The 16,342-nt window shown below is 69.1% G+C and carries 19 protein-coding genes; 9 read left to right on the top strand and 10 right to left on the bottom strand.

The annotated features are described in order from the left end of the window. Nucleotides 1-88 precede the first annotated feature (88 nt). Entirely contained in the window at nt 89-970 is an 882-nt protein-coding gene (locus tag OG817_RS02255) for an SIS domain-containing protein (RefSeq protein WP_406051802.1), read from the top strand. Here the strand turns inward: OG817_RS02255 and OG817_RS02260 are convergent. Continuing rightward, nucleotides 957-2,132 (bottom strand): MFS transporter, encoded by a 1,176-nt coding sequence (locus OG817_RS02260; RefSeq protein WP_406051803.1) that lies wholly within the window; start codon nt 2,130-2,132, stop codon nt 957-959. The genes OG817_RS02255 and OG817_RS02260 overlap by 14 nt on opposite strands. Before the next feature lie 71 nt (nt 2,133-2,203). On the opposite strand from OG817_RS02260, the gene OG817_RS02265 reads away from it, so the two are divergent. From OG817_RS02265 to OG817_RS02295, 7 genes are all read left to right on the top strand, one after another. Then, nucleotides 2,204-2,749 (top strand): CGNR zinc finger domain-containing protein, encoded by a 546-nt coding sequence (locus tag OG817_RS02265; protein WP_406051804.1) that lies wholly within the window; start codon nt 2,204-2,206, stop codon nt 2,747-2,749. A 35-nt stretch (nt 2,750-2,784) separates the two neighbouring features. After that, complete coding sequence (locus OG817_RS02270; RefSeq protein ID WP_131359088.1) at nt 2,785-3,006, top strand: biotin/lipoyl-binding carrier protein; 222 nt, start codon at nt 2,785-2,787, stop codon at nt 3,004-3,006. A 150-nt stretch (nt 3,007-3,156) separates the two neighbouring features. Further along, nucleotides 3,157-3,825 carry an RNA polymerase sigma factor SigE gene (gene sigE / locus OG817_RS02275; RefSeq protein WP_396397208.1) on the top strand — a complete coding sequence of 223 codons (669 nt, stop codon included), beginning with the start codon at nt 3,157-3,159 and terminating at the stop codon, nt 3,823-3,825. After that, entirely contained in the window at nt 3,822-4,430 is a 609-nt protein-coding gene (locus tag OG817_RS02280; protein WP_396397210.1) for an anti-sigma factor family protein, read from the top strand. The genes sigE and OG817_RS02280 overlap by 4 nt, the downstream gene beginning before the upstream one ends. A 3-nt stretch (nt 4,431-4,433) precedes the next feature. Beyond that, a complete protein-coding gene (locus tag OG817_RS02285) occupies nt 4,434-5,486 on the top strand; it encodes a transcriptional regulator (RefSeq protein ID WP_396397212.1) in 1,053 nt (350 codons plus the stop codon). Between the two features lie 76 nt (nt 5,487-5,562). Beyond that, on the top strand, nt 5,563-7,032 hold the full coding sequence (locus OG817_RS02290) for a trypsin-like peptidase domain-containing protein (RefSeq protein WP_406051806.1): 1,470 nt from the start codon (nt 5,563-5,565) through the stop codon (nt 7,030-7,032). Nucleotides 7,033-7,104: 72 nt separating this feature from the next. Further along, nucleotides 7,105-7,452, top strand: a complete 348-nt coding sequence (locus OG817_RS02295) for a sec-independent translocase (protein ID WP_406051807.1) — start codon at nt 7,105-7,107, stop codon at nt 7,450-7,452. Nucleotides 7,453-7,455: 3 nt separating this feature from the next. Here the strand turns inward: OG817_RS02295 and OG817_RS02300 are convergent, their stop codons facing one another. The 7 genes from OG817_RS02300 to OG817_RS02330 all read right to left on the bottom strand — a co-directional run bounded on the left by OG817_RS02300 (nt 7,456) and on the right by OG817_RS02330 (nt 13,816). Next, nucleotides 7,456-8,535, bottom strand: a complete 1,080-nt coding sequence (locus OG817_RS02300; RefSeq protein WP_406051809.1) for a GNAT family N-acetyltransferase — start codon at nt 8,533-8,535, stop codon at nt 7,456-7,458. Between the two features lie 40 nt (nt 8,536-8,575). Continuing rightward, the gene (locus OG817_RS02305) at nt 8,576-9,721 is read right to left on the bottom strand and encodes an Mrp/NBP35 family ATP-binding protein (protein WP_396397218.1); all 1,146 of its coding nucleotides are present in this window, start codon (nt 9,719-9,721) and stop codon (nt 8,576-8,578) included. Between the two features lie 220 nt (nt 9,722-9,941). Then, a complete protein-coding gene (locus tag OG817_RS02310) occupies nt 9,942-10,505 on the bottom strand; it encodes a PspA-associated protein PspAB (RefSeq protein ID WP_396397220.1) in 564 nt (187 codons plus the stop codon). A gap of 3 nt (nt 10,506-10,508) precedes the next feature. Then, nucleotides 10,509-11,408: a zinc metalloprotease HtpX gene (gene htpX, locus OG817_RS02315; RefSeq protein WP_396397221.1), complete on the bottom strand. Its 900-nt coding sequence runs from the start codon at nt 11,406-11,408 to the stop codon at nt 10,509-10,511. Nucleotides 11,409-11,457: 49 nt separating this feature from the next. Beyond that, a complete protein-coding gene (locus OG817_RS02320; RefSeq protein WP_396397223.1) occupies nt 11,458-11,988 on the bottom strand; it encodes a DUF1003 domain-containing protein in 531 nt (176 codons plus the stop codon). Next, nucleotides 11,978-13,258, bottom strand: coding sequence for a magnesium transporter MgtE N-terminal domain-containing protein (locus tag OG817_RS02325; protein WP_396397225.1), 1,281 nt, complete (start codon nt 13,256-13,258; stop codon nt 11,978-11,980). Before OG817_RS02325 ends, OG817_RS02320 begins: the two co-directional genes overlap by 11 nt. A 30-nt stretch (nt 13,259-13,288) precedes the next feature. Next, complete coding sequence (locus tag OG817_RS02330; RefSeq protein ID WP_406051810.1) at nt 13,289-13,816, bottom strand: hypothetical protein; 528 nt, start codon at nt 13,814-13,816, stop codon at nt 13,289-13,291. Between the two features lie 151 nt (nt 13,817-13,967). Here OG817_RS02330 and OG817_RS02335 point away from each other — a divergent pair, with 151 nt between their 5' ends. Beyond that, nucleotides 13,968-14,933, top strand: a complete 966-nt coding sequence (locus OG817_RS02335) for a CoA ester lyase (RefSeq protein WP_131359055.1) — start codon at nt 13,968-13,970, stop codon at nt 14,931-14,933. A gap of 8 nt (nt 14,934-14,941) precedes the next feature. Here OG817_RS02335 and OG817_RS02340 read toward each other — a convergent pair whose 3' ends face one another. Further along, the gene (locus OG817_RS02340; protein ID WP_396397230.1) at nt 14,942-15,559 is read right to left on the bottom strand and encodes a VOC family protein; all 618 of its coding nucleotides are present in this window, start codon (nt 15,557-15,559) and stop codon (nt 14,942-14,944) included. A gap of 48 nt (nt 15,560-15,607) precedes the next feature. Beyond that, nucleotides 15,608-16,264 (bottom strand): peptidylprolyl isomerase, encoded by a 657-nt coding sequence (locus OG817_RS02345; protein ID WP_406051811.1) that lies wholly within the window; start codon nt 16,262-16,264, stop codon nt 15,608-15,610. Between the last annotated feature and the right edge of the window lie 78 nt (nt 16,265-16,342).

Here is a 16,342-nt window from a genome sequence, read left to right on the forward strand (position 1 = left end):
TTCACACAATCGGTCAGCCGGGTGGCGGCTGGTTGGCACCATTCGATCACGTTCGAGCAGTTTCGACCATGACATCTAGGGAGACATGATGACTTCGACGCCATGTGTGAGCACTGAGCTCGCCACTCAACCTGACCTCTGGCGGCAGGTTTCGACCGGTTTCGCGCAGTACGGCGGCGCGTTGCCGAAGGCCGGTCAGCGGGTCGCCGCGGTCGGTTGCGGCACGTCCTGGTTCATGGCGATGGCGTACGCCGCCCTGCGCGAGGACCTCGGCCAGGGGGAGACCGACGCGTTCGCCGGTTCGGAGTTCCCGGCCGGCCGGACGTACGACGCCGTGGTCGTGATCAGCCGGTCCGGTACGACGACCGAGGTGCTCGACCTGATCCGGGCGACCGACCTCCCCACGATCGCGATCACCGCCACTCCGGACTCGCCGATCGTCGAGCTGGCCGACCACACCATCATGCTGGACTTCGCCGACGAGCAGTCCGTCGTCCAGACCCGCTTCGCGACCACCACGCTGGCGCTGCTGCGGGCGTCACTGGGCCAGGACCTCGAGCAGGCGGCCGCGGACGCGGAGACGGCGCTGGCCGTGAACGTGGACGACTTGGCCAAGCTGGAGCAGCTCACGTACGTCGGCACCCGGTGGACTGTCGGCCTGGCGCACGAGGCGGCGCTGAAGCAGCGTGAGGCCGCGTCCGCGTGGACCGAGGCGTACCCGGCGATGGACTACCGGCACGGCCCGATCGCAATCGCGCAGCCGGGCCGTGGCGTCTGGATCTTCGGGGAGTCGCCGGCCGGTCTGCTCGATGACGTCACTGCCACCGGTGCGACCGTCGTACACCACGCGGACCTGGACCCGATGGCGTCGCTGGTCGTGGCGCAGCGCGTCGCAGTCGCCAAGGCACTGGCTCTGGGCCTTAACCCGGACCAGCCGCGCAGTCTGACCCGTTCCGTCATCCTCCACTGAGCACAGGCTCCCTGGTCTGGACGCCTGCCACGCGACCCAAGACCGCGGCGGCGACCAGTCCGATGGCCACGACGAGCAGGGCCTTGTGAGTGCCGATCGCCGGTACCAGGAGGCCGCCCGCAGCCTGCCCGAGCGCGGCAGTGCCCACGCGCAGGCTGGCTGCGGTCGTGCTGACCCTGCCCTGCAGTGACTGGGGGCTGTATTGCTGACGCGCCGCGAACATGGCCGGCATGGTCGGCCCTTGCAGCAGTCCGGCGACAGCCGCCAGCAGCAGGAGTACGCCGAAGGACCCGGCCAGCGGCCACGTCAGCATGGCCAGCCCGTACGCCGCAACGGACACCATCACGACGTACTCCGGACGCCAGCGCGTCTGGAGTCGGCCTAACGCCAGAGCAGTGGTGACGCTGCCGACCTCCAGTGCGGTCCACAGGTAGCCCGCAGCCGACGTCGGCATGCCGAGTGACTCCATGTGCAGGGGCAGTGTGATCAGCAGGATGCCCATCACACCCAGAAGCAACGTGGTCGTGACCGTGGATGCCCGCAGCCGCGGTGTGCGCGCCAGATGGGCGAGTCCGCCAATGACCGAGGCCATGAACGGCTCGCCACCGGTCACAGCCTGGGGGAGTGCGGGCAGTCGGGTGATGGCGACGATGCTCAGCGTCGCAGCCAGTGCGATGACCAGTACGGCGGTCTCCACCGAGAACACCGCCGAGATGGTCGCTGCGGTCGCCGGGCCGGTGATCGTGGCCGCTCCGAAGCTCGCGGCCTCCAACGAGTTGGCGCGAGCCAACCGCTCCTGCGGGACGAGGCTCGGCAGCATGCTCGTGAACCCGCCACTCACCATCGGCAGCGTGGCCCCGGCGACTGCCGCCAGCACCGGAGTGACCCAGTGCGAACTGTGGCCGACCACGCCGAGAAGGCTCAGCATCACCACACCGAGCACCGCCTGGTTGAGCGCCAGTGCGGAGCGACGGTACGGCGTCCGGTCGAGCCAGGCACCGAGCAGCGGGCCGGTGACAACGGCCGGCAAGGCGTAGGCGGCCCCGGTGAGACCTGCGAGCGCTGGACTGTCGGTGCGCTCCAGCACGAGCAGCACCAGCGTGAACGCGACCATCTCGTCAGCGAGCCTGGCGAGGGTCGCGGCGACGTAGTAGCTGGGCACGCCGACCTCCTGTAACGATATATCTGCCGTTACGGGTTACGCTAGCAAATACGTTACGAGAAGGAGAAGTGGTGGAGATTCAGACACCGGACCGGCTGATCCGGCTCGCGGTCGATCTGGTCAACACGCGCACCCGCGACCCGGAGCGGCTCAATGAGCCTGACGATGTCCGCGACTTCCTGCTGGACCACGGCGAGGCGGACCCGATCACGCTGGACGACGGTGATCTGGCGGCGGTCCGGGCTGTCCGCGAGCGGATCCGGCCGGTGTTCCACGCCGACCCGGCCGAGGCGGCCCGAGTCCTCAACGAGTTGCTCGCGGAGTACGCCGTACGCCCGTATCTCTCCGACCATGAAGGGTCGCCGTGGCACCTGCATGTGGCCAAGCCGGAGGCGACGTGGGCCGAGTGGCTCGCCGCCTCGACCGCGCTGGGGCTGGCCGGGTTCGCGGCCGGGCACGGGTTCGCCGCGATCGACGCGTGCGCGGCCCCGGACTGCGAGCGCGTCTTCGTGAACCCGGCCGAGCGCAGACCGCGCCGGTTCTGCTCGCCGACCTGCTCCAGCCGCACCCGCGTCGCGTCGTACCGGGCCCGCCAGGCCGCAGTCGGGGAGGCCTAGGATCGAGGCAGAGATCCGGACCGGAGGAGTGCGAATTGAGTCATACCGTGGTGGCGGAACTGGTGGCCAATGTGCTGAAAGTCACCGCCCGGGCCGGGGACACGGTGGGGCCGGAGGACACCCTCGTCATCCTGGAGTCGATGAAGATGGAGATTCCGGTGCTGGCCGAGGTGGCCGGGACCATCGTCGAGCTGAAGGTCGCCGAGGGCGAAGTCGTCCGCGACGGGGACCCGATCGCTGTGATCGAGGAGAACTGATTCAACCGAAATGGCCGCTGATACGTCTTGTTTGGTGAGGGCACCGGCCGGGAACTTCCGGCTGGGGCACCGCGTTGAGCCGTCGTACGAGCAACTCAGGGTCCAACCCGGGTGTTCCCCACGTGCGCAGAGGACGGTGAACGCGGCACCATGGCCTTCACGCTTATTGCCGAGAGGACCCTGGGAGGCGTTGCGGTGAAGCCGGCTGACACCTCTGTGGTGCCTGTCCCGGAGGCGGTTGCGGACGCGCTGCCGTCGTGGGACGAGATCGTCCGTGCGCATTCGGCCCGGGTCTACCGGCTGGCGTACCGGCTGACCGGCAACAAGCACGACGCCGAGGACCTGACCCAGGAGGTCTTCGTCCGGGTCTTCCGCTCGCTGTCGTCGTACACGCCGGGCACCTTCGAGGGCTGGCTGTACCGGATCACCACGAACCTGTTCCTGGACGGCGCCCGCCGCAAGCAGCGGATCCGCTTCGACGGCCTGCCGGAGGATGCGCACGACCGGCTCCCGGCCAAGGGCGAGGGCCCGGCCGAGAAGCTCGACTCGGACCTGTTCGACCACGACGTGCAGGACGCACTCGACGCGCTGCCGGAGGACTTCCGTGCGGCCGTGGTGCTGTGCGACATCGAGGGCATGACGTACGACGAGATCGCCGACGTGCTGGATGTGAAGCTCGGGACGGTCCGTAGCCGGATCCACCGGGGACGCTCGATGCTGCGCAAGCACCTGGAGCACCGCGCCCCGCGCTCTGGTCAGTCCCGGATCGGTGGTCCGCCCGCAGACGCCCCGTTCAGCACCGGAGGTGAGCACCGGTGACGCTGCAGCACCCGATGGACAAGCTGACTGCCGTCGTCGACGGTGAACTCGACCACGACTCCCGTGACAAGGTGCTGAGCCACCTGGTCAGCTGTGACACCTGCCGTGCGGAGGTGGACGCGCAGCGCCGGCTCAAGGCCCGGATGGCGGCTCAGGAGTTGCCGGAGCCGTCCACCGACCTGATGCAGCGCTTGATGGGCGTCTCGTCGTTCTCGATGGAGCCGCGCGAGGAGGTCCGCCCGGTCCTCACACCGGCCGTGTCGCTCTTCCCGCAGCGGTCCGCGTTCCCGGCGGGTCGCGGTGGATCCACCGGCCCCGCGCCCCGGACCACTCGCTCCCGGCGGCGTACCGGCGTACTGACTGCTGCGAGCTCTGCCGCCGCAGTGGCCTCACTACTCGGTACGGCGTTCGTCGTCGGAGACCCGGCCCGGTCGGAGCAGCCACCCGCGCTGCAGCCGCCGGTCGCGAGCTTCTCCGCCGACCACGCCAGCACGACTAGCGAAGCGCCGTTCGCGGACCCGGTCGCGCTGCTGAACTCCTACAACGGGGCTGGGTACGCGGGGCTGAGCCCGACGCTGCAGCCGGTGGCCCTGGCAGGACGTTGACCTGTGAGCCTCTCCCGGCTCGCCGTACTGGTCAGCACCGCACTGATCGGCTTCGGCCTGCCCATGCCCGCTGCTGCGGTGACTGTCGCGTCCCGTGAGGACTCACCGACGGCCGTCAGCTGGCTCGAGCGTGCCGCCGCGGCGCCGAACCGGGTCTCGTTCCACGGCACCCAGATCATCACCTCGTGGGGACCGCAGGGCGCCAGCTCCGCGATGCTCGACATCGTGCACGCGGCCTCACAGGGCTCCGAGATCACTGTGGTCGGCTCCGAGGCGTCTCCCGGCGCCAAGGCCTTCGTCCAGCGCACCACGAACGCCGGTGCGGTCGACGGTGGACCGCTGGCGTTGCTGGAGGCGACGTACGCGCTCGTCTACAAGTGCTGCACAGCCACGATCGGCCGGGCAGCTGTCCTGGTCGAGGCGCTGCGGGATGACGAAACTCTCGCTGCGCGGTTCTGGATCGACAAGGCGACCGGACTGCTGCTGCAGCGGCAGCTGTTCAGCGTGGACGGGAAGACGATGGTCCGGGCCACGGTGTTCACCGAGCTGGAGATCGAGGACTCGGAGTTCCTCGGGCACCTGCCGCCGATGGCGCCCGGCGGAGTCGAGTCGATGGGCCTGGGAACGGTCGACAACCTGCGCTCCGAAGGCTGGGTCTGCGCGCCCGAGCTCCCCGCGTCGCTCAAGCTGTACGACGTCCACCAGGACACCGGCAACGGGTCGCTGCAGTTCTCGTACTCCGACGGGCTGTTCAACATCTCGCTCTTCGAGCAACGCGGCGCGCTCGATCCGGCGGCTGTGGCCGGTTTCGGCGCCACTGACACCCCCGGCGTCTACCAGCGCTACGGGATGCCGTCGTACGTCGTCTGGTCCTCCGGCGGGATCGTCTACACGCTGATCGGCGACCTGCCGCCGGACATGCTCGGTCAGGTGGTCCGGGCCTTCCCGCACGACGTCCCGGTGAAGCTGACCGCGATCCAGCGGATGGGTGCCGGGCTGGCGAAAATCGCTACCTGGCTAACTCCGATGGGTGCCCTTTCGCCGAAGCTGGGATAATCGAATCTGGAGGGGTCTTCCGGCAACCCCGGGAGAGGGCCTCCGACCGACGACCACGACACGTGAGGCGGCCACCGTGACCAGCGACGACGCCGAACCGACAGTTCCGACCCCCCGCGATCCAGCGACGCCGGAACCCACCCGGATCATCCCGACGGCCGCGCCTGCTTCGGCAGAGCCGACCGCCGACGGTCCGCCGTTGTCGGCGCTGGTGCCGCCTGCGGCCGGGCCGGGCAGCATGCCGTTGCCGCCTCCCGGGAGCGATGCGTCGTACCGGCAGAACGGTGGTCGGTCGGTGACACAACGCAGCTTCGGGCAGCCCGCCGCTGACGAGCCCAACTTCAGGCCGGTGTACCAGGGGCAGGCCTGGCCGACCCAGCGGCCGGCGTACCAGCCGACGTACACGCCGCCCCCGCCGATCGACTGGCATCAGCAGCAGGCCCGCGCGTACACCCCGGCGCCGCCGCCCAAGACCAACCGGGTCGTCGCGATCGCCGCGGCCGTCGCCCTGGTCATCGGCGTGATCGCAGGCGCCGGCGCTGCCGTCACCGTCGTCGCCCTGGATGGGAACACCAGTCCGGTCGCCGAGCAGCCCACACCGCCGGTCGGCACCGGCGCGGACCCGAAGATCCGCAGCGGATCGGTTTCCGCCGTCGCCTCGACGCTGCTGCCGAGCGTCGTGCAGTTGCGGGTCGAGGGTGCGGACGACTCGAACGCGACCGGGTCGGGCTTCGTGATCGACAACGTCGGCCACATCCTGACCAACAACCATGTCGTCGCCGCGGCGGCCAACGGCGGCTCGATCCAGGTCGTCGCCGAGAACGGGAAGCCTGCGACCGCGCGGCTGGTCGGCCGCTCCCCGGCGTACGACCTCGCCATCGTCCAGGTGGCCGGTCTGAAGGCGCCATCGGTGCAGTTCGGCCGCTCCGATCTGGCCATCGTCGGTCAGGACGTGGTCGCGATCGGCTCGCCGCTCGGGCTGGCCGGCACGGTCACCTCGGGCATCATCTCGGCCAAGAACCGCCCGGTCACCACCTCCGGGGAGGCCGCCGACCCGGAGTCGTACATCAACGCGCTGCAGACCGATGCGGCGATCAACCCGGGCAACTCCGGCGGCCCGCTGGTCGACATGAACGCGCGGGTGATCGGCGTGAACTCCGCGATCGCCACCGTGCGCGGCACGCAGGAGGGCCAGAGCGGCAACATCGGGCTCGGGTTCGCGATCCCGATCGACCAGGCCCGGCGGACCGCTCAGCAGTTGATCGCCAACGGCAGGGCGTCGTACCCGGTGATCGGCGCGCAGGTGGACATGCAGTTCGAGGGTGGCGCGCGGGTGAGCCTGGTCAACCCGGGGTCTCCGGCTGCGCGGGCAGGATTACGCGTCGGTGACGTGATCACCTCGATCAACAACCAGGTCGTCGACACCGCCGAAGCACTGATTGTCGCGATTCGCACCCACCAGCCCGGTGAGAGCGTGAAGCTGGCGTACGAGCGCAGTGGGCGGGAGCGGCAGGCGACGGTCGCGTTGGCCGGCCAGATCGGCTGACCCGGCAGGCGGTGTCACCGTACGGCGGCTACCCTGGACGCCGTCGGAAACGACGTACAGAGAGGTGGGGACATGTTCGGCATCGGGCCACTCGAGCTGGTGGTGATCGCGATCGTCGCCGTGCTCGTCTTCGGCCCGGATCGGCTGCCGGAGTTCGCCCGCACCGCGGGCCGGTTGCTGCGTCAGGTCCGCCAGATGGTCAACAACGCCCAGAACGATCTGCGCAACGAGCTCGGCCCGGAGTTCGCCGACCTCGAGCTCCAGGATCTGAACCCGAAGAACTTCGTCCGCAAGCACCTGCTCGAAGGCTCCGACGACCTCGACGACGAGAAGCCGACCAGCACTCCGGACTTCATGGACTCCACTCCTGACCGTCTCCCGGCCGGTCAGAAGGCCCCCTTCGACCCCGAGTCGACCTGACCTTCACCCGGCCAGATCACCGGCCATCAGGTCGTAGCTGACCAGGTCGTCCTGGCGGGTCGCGACGCGGAAGCCTTCGCGTTCGGTGCCGGCGTGGCGGAAGCCGGCTGACTCGGCGACCCGGCGGGCGGGAGTGTTGGTGGCGGCGGTCCGGATCAGCAGGCGGTGGCCGTTGTGGCCGTCGGGGGAGAAGAACCATCCGGCGACGCGATGGATCGCCTCTGCCGTCAAGCCGCGGCCTTGGGCGTCGGCGTGCGCCCAGAAGCCCAGCTCGCCGGCGCCGTGGTCGTTGAGATTGAAGAGCGTGAGGTTGCCGAGGCCCAGGTCGGTCCCGGCATCGGCCAGGCACCAGTTGTAGCGGTGACCGGAGGCGGCTTGTTCGTCGAGGCTCTTGAGCCAGTAGCGCGCGTCCTCGGCGGTGAAGGGCTGAGGGATGAACGGGAGGAAGTGGGCCGTCGCCTCGTTGGTCCTGGCCGCGGTGATGCGGGGGATCTCGTCCTCGCGCCAGGCACGCAGGCGTAGCCGCGGAGTCTCGAGCACCGGGGCGACGTACCAGGGCCGACGCGGTGTGCGAGGGTCCATCGGGCCGATCCAGCCGGTCCAGGCGTCGATGGGTCGGCCGCCTTCCTTCGCCAGGCCGGGGATGGTGTCACCCAGCCGGAAGCCGGTGGCCCACGCGACCCGGCGTGACGGCCAGTTGCCGACCCGCGCCCACCAGTGGACGACGCGGAATCCGCACGTGCCGAAGCCGAACTCCAGCAGGAGCCGTACGGCGCGACTCGCCACCCCGGCGCCACGCGCCCACTCGGACAGCCCGTAGGTCACCCGGGCGTTGCCGTCTGCATCCGGCTTCAGCGAGGCAGTACCGGCGTACCGGCCCTGATACTCGACGACGAACGCGAGCCGCCAGCCGGCCGCCCACGCCTCGGTGATGCCGAAGGTGATCCACCGCCGCGCGTCCTCGTCGTCGCGGGCGGGGTCCTCGCGGTTGCGGTCGATCTGGCCTTGTACGTCGTCCGGCCGCGGGGCGCGCAGGGTCACTACGCCGTCGGTCAGAACCGGATGCTTCTCAGGAATCGGCACCCGCCCAAGTCAACACCAGGGTGGCGTCAGCTTCGGGTGGTCAGCGGCCCGCGGGGGAGAGGCCGAGTTGCCGGCCGGCCAGGCCTCGGGGTCGGCCGCCCAGGGTGGCCGCGATCTGCGTGAGGACCTGCGCTGCGGGAGTTTCCGGGTCGGTGACGGCCAAGGGGTTGCCCAGGTCGCCGCCGCTGCGGAGGCGCTCGTCCAGGGGGATCTCACCGAGGAGCGGGATCTTGTAGCCCAGGCGTGCGGACAGGGTCTCTGCGACTCGCGTCCCGCCGCCGGAGCCGAAGATCTCGATCCGATGCTCGGGGCCGCAGTGCGGGCAGGGCAGGAAGGACATGTTCTCGACCACGCCCGCGACCCGCTGGTGCACCATCTGCGCCATCGTGCCGGCCCGCTCGGCCACCTCGGCGGCGGCTTCCTGCGGGGTCGTCACCACGATGACCTCGGCGCTGGTCAGCCGCTGGCCGACCGAGATCGCGATGTCACCGGTACCGGGCGGCAGGTCGAGCAGCAGGACGTCGAGATCGCCCCAGTACACGTCGGCCAGCATCTGCACCAGCGCGCGGTCCAGGATCGGGCCGCGCCAGGCGACCACCTGGTCGCGCTTCGGCTTCAGCATGCCGATCGAGATCACCTTCACGCCGTGCGCGGGCACCGGCATGATCATGTCGTCCACGGCCGTCGGCCGCTGGTCCGCGACGCCGAGCATCGCCGGCACCGAGTGCCCGTAGATGTCCGCGTCCAGTACGCCGACCTGCAGCCCCTGCAGCGCCATCGCGGCCGCGAGGTTGACCGTCACCGAGGACTTGCCCACGCCGCCCTTGCCGGACGCGATCGCGAACACCTTGGTCAGCGAGTCCGGCCGGGAGAACGGAATCTCCTTCTCCGCCACGCCCCCGCGCAGTTGGGTCTGCAAGGCCGCCCGCTGCTCGGCCGACATTACGCCCAGGTCCACCTCGACCCCGGTCACGCCGTCGAGTTTGCTGACCGCGGCGGTCGTGTCGCGGCGCAGCGTGTCCTTCATCGGACAGCCTGCGACGGTCAGCAGAATCCGGACCGTGACGACGCCGTCGTCCCGGACGACGACCGACTCGACCATGCCCAGGTCCGTGATCGGCTTTTTGATCTCCGGATCCAGTACACCACCGAGCGCCGTGGTCACTTGATCAGCAGTGGGAGCCATACCCCCAGGCTACGTGCTCACCCGAGCCGCCCCGACCACGGTCCATGTGACGTAGGTCCGCCAAGGCAACCCTCACCTCAACCGCCACCTTGAGCACCGCTCGTAGTGGAGGCACGACTTTGTGCACCGGTCAGCCACGAAATCGGCTCGGCGATGGGCGATGGGTGCTCAAAGTCGCTGGGACGGCGATGGTCGAAGTCGCGGGATCTGCGAGGTGGGGTCAGAGGCCGGGGGCGCCGTAGATGGGGAACCAGCGCGAGAGGTCTTGCTCGAAGCGGAGGTCGGTGCCGATGACCGACTTGATCTGGAGTTCGGTGGCGTTGTCGCGGCGGTCCTGCCCAGCGGGGACGAACGGGTACCAGGTACCGCGCTTGTAGAGGTAGACGAGCCCCAGCGACTTGCTGCCGTTGGTGAAGGCGACGAGTGTGCACAGCAGCGCCGATCCGAAGCCCGCGTCGACCAGTGAGGTGTTCACCGCGTGCAGGTCGGTGACCAGTCCCTCGACATCGTCCGGAGTGGTCTGCCGGACCAGCCAGGTGAAGCCGTACGAGTCGGTGTGGCTGGTGAACTTCCCGTTGTCGAGCGCGAGCAGGTTGTCCACCTCCTCGCGCAGGGTCGAGAATCCACCGCCCTCGGCCGCCTTGAAACAGACCGATCCACTTCCGGTCGGCCGGTAACCGGCCGCTGTGTCGAGCGTGATCGCGGCCGACGGAAGCGAGAACAGCTGGTCGAGGTTCGGCGGGACGGCTTTGCTCCGGCCGAGCAGGATGTCGAGAAGGCCCATGACCTAAGCTTGCTCGCCCAGCTCGCGCGACAGCACACCGAGGCGGTCGAGGCGTGTCTCCAGCGGCGGGTGAGTGGACAGCAGCGAGGACAGGCTCTTTCCCTGGCCCGAGATCGCCGGGGCGAAGAAGAACGCGTTGAACGCCTCCGCCTGGCGCAGATCGCGCGACGGTATCCGGGCGATGTCCCCACTGATCTTGGTCAGCGCCGAGGCCAGTGCCGATGGTCTGCCGGTCAGCATGGCGCCGGCCCGGTCCGCGGCGAGCTCGCGGTAGCGCGACAGCGCCCGCGTCAGCAGGAACGAGATCGCGTAGACGACGACGGACACCAGGACCACGGTCAGCACGATCACCGCCGCGTTCTGGTCGCGGTTGCGGCTCAGTCCGCCGTACAGGCCGAAGCGCGTGATGAGGCCGGCGAGTACGCCGAGGAACGACGCGATGGTCATCACCGCGACGTCACGATGGGCGACGTGGGACAGCTCATGCGAGAGGACGCCCTCGAGCTCGTCCGCGTCCAGCCGGCGCATGATCCCGGTGGTCACGCAGACGACCGCGTTCTTCGGGTTGCGCCCGGTCGCGAAGGCGTTCGGGAGATCGACGTCGGCGACGGCGACCCTCGGCTTCGGCATGTCGGCCAGGGCACACAGCCGGTCGATCGCGCCGTGCAGTTGCGGCGCCTCCTCCGGGCTGACGATCCGCCCGCGCATCGCGTACAACGCGATCCGGTCCGAGAACCAGTACTGCACGAACAACGCCCCGGCCGCGATCACGACGGCCAGTACGGCGCTCCCGGTCAGCGCGATCAGCAGCGCGACGAAGGCGACGTACAGCAGACCGAGCAGGAAACTGGTCATCACCATCCGGCGGCTGAGGCCGCGATCAGGCGCGAATCGAGTCTTCATTCCACGTCCTTCCTCACCTGATAGCGAGAGTATCTCGGCTCCAAAGAGGTCAAACGCGGTCGTCCTCGCGGCTCTTCAGGTCCAGATCCGCGAGCAGCGTGCGCAGTTCGGAGCGGAGGAAGTCGCGGGTCGCGACCTCGCCGACGGCCATCCGCAGCGAGGCGATCTCGCGGGCCAGGAACTCCATGTCCGCACGGGTCCGGGCGTCCACGTCACGGTCGCGTTCGTACTGCACCCGGTCGCGCGCCTCCTGCCGGTTCTGCGCCAGCAGGATGAGCGGAGCGGCGTACGACGCTTGCAGGCTGAGTGCCAGCGTCAGGAAGATGAACGGGTACTGGTCGAACCGCAGGCTCTGCGGCGCGAAGATGTTCCAGGCGACCCAGAACAGGATCGTCGCGGTCATGTAGACGAGGAACCGCCCGGTGCCGAGGAAACGGGCGATCCGCTCCGACAGCCGCCCGAACGCGTCGGCGTCGTAGGACGGCCGCGGCACGAACGTCCGCCGCCAGTCCCGTGGTACGTCGAGCCGCGCCGTACTGCGCAGGCGGCGGTCGTCGGTGCTGCGGTCGTCACGAGGCATCGTGGTCCACCTCCTGCGAGTCGTTGTCGCCGGGCTGATCGGATTCACGCCAGTCGTCGGGGAGCAGGTGGTCGAGCACGTCGTCGACCGTGACCGCACCGAGCAGCCGGCCTTCGTCGTCGAGCACCGGTGCCGCGACGAGGTTGTAGGTCGCCAGGTACTTGCTGACCGTGGTCAGGCTGTCGTCCGGCCGCAGCCCGTCCAGATCGGTGTCCACTACTACGGACACCAGCTCGGATGGTCGTTCGCGGAGCAGCCGCTGGATGTGGCCGATGCCGATGAACCGACCGGTGGGAGTCTCCAGCGGCGGCCGGCAGACATAGATCATCGCGGCCAGTGCGGGACTCAGATCGGCGTTGCGGACCTGGGCCAAGGCGTCCGCGACGGTCGCATCCGCCGGCAGGATCACCGGCTCGGACGTCATCAGTCCACCGGCGGTGCGCTCTTCGTAGGTGAGCAGACGGCGTACGTCCTCGGCCTCGTCCGGCTCCATCAGCGTGAGCAGGGCCTCGGCAGTCTCGGTGGGCAGCTCGGCGATCAGGTCGGCCGCGTCGTCCGGTGACATCTCCTCGAGCACGTCCGCGGCGCGCTCGGTGTCCAGGCCGGCAAGGATCTCCACCTGGTCGTCCTCGGGCAGCTCCTCCAATACGTCGGCCAGCCGCTCGTCTTCCAGCGCGGACGCGATCTCCTTGCGTCGCTTGGGCGACAGATCATGCAGTACGGCGGCCAGGTCCGCGGCCTTCATCGACTCGAACGCGGCCAGGATGTGGGTCGCGCCCTGACCTTCCTCGACCTGGGCGAAGCCACTCACGTCGGCCCAGTCGAACACATGCGACTGCCCGCGCCGCCGGAACCGCTTGCCGCCCTCGCGCACCGCCACCTTCGACAGCACCCAGTCCCGGGTCCGCCACTGCTCCATGGCCATGTCGAACACCACTGCGGTCGCGCCGGTCTCGAGGACGGTGACAGTGCGGTCCAGCATCTCGCCGAGCACCAGCACCTCGGTCGGCCGCTGCTCGAACCGGCGCATGTTTACCAGTCCGGTGGTGGTGACGTGTCCGACGTCGACGTTGGTCACCCGGGTCATCGGCAGGAAGATGCGGCGCCGGGTGAAGACCTCCACCACCAGACCGAGCACCCGCGGCGGTTGCGTACCCTGCCGCATCATCGCCACGACGTCGCGGACCTTGCCGACCTGATCCCCGTTCGGGTCGTACACGGGGAGACCGGCCAGCCGAGCCACGTACACGCGCGACGGTGAGCCACTCATGATCGAAGGCTAACCCGCCGGAGTGGAGTCTCAGCTCAGGCGCGGGCGGCGCGGGATGCGGCGGTGCAAGGTGACCGGTGGCTTGCCTCGGGTGGTTGCCTTGGTGCCGATCGGTGCTTCGGCCCGCGGAGTGGCGTCGTACCGCCCGGCAGCCTCGGTGATTTCACCGGTGGGCTCGAGCACGAGGAGGTCCGCTTCGGTCTTCCAGCGCTCGAGTTGCGTGTCCAGTCCGGCCGCGTTGAGCCGCTCGGTGCGCAGTACCTGGGCTGCCGTCGTCCACTCGTCGCTGCCCGGCTCCAGCCGTCGTACTGTCGCCGTCCAACTCGCCAGCCGGTTGGTGGCGGGCTTGGCCGGTACGACGACGTCCGCCGAGCCGGCCGTGGCCAGTCCGGGCAGCGGCTGCTCCGCGCTCTCGGCCGCATCCGCCAGTACGACGTACTGGCCGTCGACTGTGGCGAACCAGGCCGGCGCGGGGCGTCCGCCGTTCCAGGACAGCCAGACGAGGCCGGCCTTCTTCATGACACCGGCGATCTCGGCGGCAGCGTCCTCGATGGTCACGGACCCAAGGTTGTCACACCGGCGCGTCCTCCGGGGCACGGTGAAACCGGACACACTCGATGGCGAAGTGAGCCCGATCACCGGAGCTCGCCGCGGGTTCGCCGTACGCTGCCCGTGACCGGCGGGTAACCCGAGTTGGAGGACGACGGCGATGGCTGATCAGACAACTACCTTGCGCAGCAGGCGGTCCTGCCTGGCGACGCCCGGGTCGAACCCGCGGTTCCTGGCCAAGGCGAAGGGGCTGGACGCCGACCAGGTCTTCCTCGACCTGGAGGACTCGGTCGCGCCGATCGCCAAGGTGGACGCGCGCAAGAACATCGTCGCCGCGCTGAACGAAGGCGGCTGGGGGACCAAGATCCGCGTCGTCCGGGTGAACGACTGGACCACCGAATGGACGTACGCCGACGTGATCGAGGTCGTCGCCGGCGCCGGCGCGAACCTCGACTGCATCATGCTGCCGAAGGTCCAGACCGCCGAGCAGGTGGTCGCGCTCGACCTGCTGCTCACCCAACTCGAGAAGGTGCACGGCTACGAGCCCGGCCGGATCGGCATCGAGGCGCAGATCGAGAACGCACTCGGCCTCACCAACGTGAACGCGATCGCCACCGCGTCACCCCGCGTCGAGACGATCATCTTCGGCCCGGCCGACTTCATGGCGTCGATCAACATGAAGTCGCTGGTGGTGGGCGAGCAGCCGCCCGGGTACGACGTCGGGGACGCGTACCACTACATCCTCATGCAGATCCTGATGGCCGCGCGGGCTCACGGGAAGCAGGCGATCGACGGTCCGTACCTGCAGATCAAGGACGTGGACGGCTTCCGCCGCGTCGCCGGCCGGTCCGCCGCGCTGGGCTTCGACGGCAAGTGGGTGCTGCACCCGGATCAGATCGCTGCGGCGAATGAGGTGTACTCGCCGCGGCAGGAGGACTACGACCACGCCGAGAACATCCTCGACGCCTACGACCACTACACCTCCGCGGCCGGCGGCGCCCGTGGAGCAGTCATGCTCGGCGACGAAATGATCGACGAGGCGTCCCGCAAGATGGCGCTGGTGGTCTCGGCCAAAGGTCGCGCTGCCGGGATGACCCGCACTGACATCTGGCAACCGGCTGAGTAGTTCCCGACTCAGCCCCCGACCTGGGCCATGATTGCGAGGAGGTGGCCGTCCGGGTCTGGGAAGAAGGCCATCCACTCCTCGGTGCCGTTGTCGTGTTTGTGGATCAGGTGCGGCGCGGTCTCGAACTCGACGCCGCGCGCCAGCAGGTCGTCGTACGCGGACTGGATGTTGTCGACGCGGAAGTACAGCACCGACGGCTCACCCACAGGCCCGTCGTTCGCGCTGAGGAACAACCGGGTTCCGCCGCAGTCGAAGAACGCCAGGTCTCCGAACGTGTAGAGATGCGGCAACCCGAGCGTCCCGCCGTAGAAGTCGACCGCGGTCTGGATGTTGCTGACCGGTCGTGCGATCTGTCCGATCGTGCCCAACTGCAGAACCATGTCCGAGCCTCCTTGTCCACGCAGAGCGCTGTCGGCGGGCACGCCGCGCCAGGTGCGAAGCTCGGCCCGGCGTTCCAGGCCGAGCTTCAGCAAGGCGTTCGCGACGTGGAACTTCACCGCGTCGAGGCTCACCCCGCGGCGCCGGGCGATCTCCCGGTTCGACATGCCGTGCCGGACCGCGTGCACCACCTGCCACTCCGCCGGCGTCAGTACGTCGGGATGCCTCGGTCGTCCGCGAGTGCCCACGAGCTCAAGGTAGCCCTGCAGGCTGTGGAATTACCCTCCCCCGAAAGGTCAGTGCGACCAGACCTTGTAGATGCGGATGGGCTTGACCGGCGGGCCGTCCTGGTCGGGGTCGGCGATGCCGGCGGCGACCATGCGGTCGAACGTGGACATGCCCGCGATCACGTGGCCGAGGACGGTGTAGTTCGGGTCGATGTTCGCGAACGAGTGGACCACGAAGAACTCACTGCCGTTCGTCCCGGGACCCTGGTTGCCGTAGGCAACGGTACCGCGGGGGTACGTCTCCTGCCCGGTGACCTCGTCGGGGAACTTGTACCCCGGGCCACCCTCCTCCTGCCGGTAGATGTCCCCGCACTGCAGGACCCCGAGCCGGGCCGAGTTGGTCAGCCGGAAGCACTGGGTGAAGTCGTAGAACCGGCTCTTCACCAGATGCACGAAGTTGTGCACCCCGCACGGCGCGTTGGCCCGATCCATCCGTACGACGAACGGTCCGTAGTTCGTCACGAAGAACACGTCGACCGTGCCCTTGGCCTTCGCGGTGGCCGACGGGATCCGCACCGGTTTCGCCGCCGGATTCTCCGGCGTCGGCGTGAACTCACACTTCACCACCGGCTTCGGCCGGTGCGCCGGCGCAGCCGACGCGGTCGTCGTGGTCAGCGTCGCGGCAACCAGAGCGGCCGCGATCAGGGCGGTGATTGATCGCTTCATTCGCTCACGGTAGTACGTTCATCGCTCTGTGCAGAGGTTCTTCAAGCTTTTCGCCGTGGACTCGATCTCGTCGCCTTG

This window comes from Kribbella sp. NBC_00889, from assembly GCF_045207705.1.
Taxonomy (GTDB): Bacteria; Actinomycetota; Actinomycetes; order Propionibacteriales; family Kribbellaceae; genus Kribbella.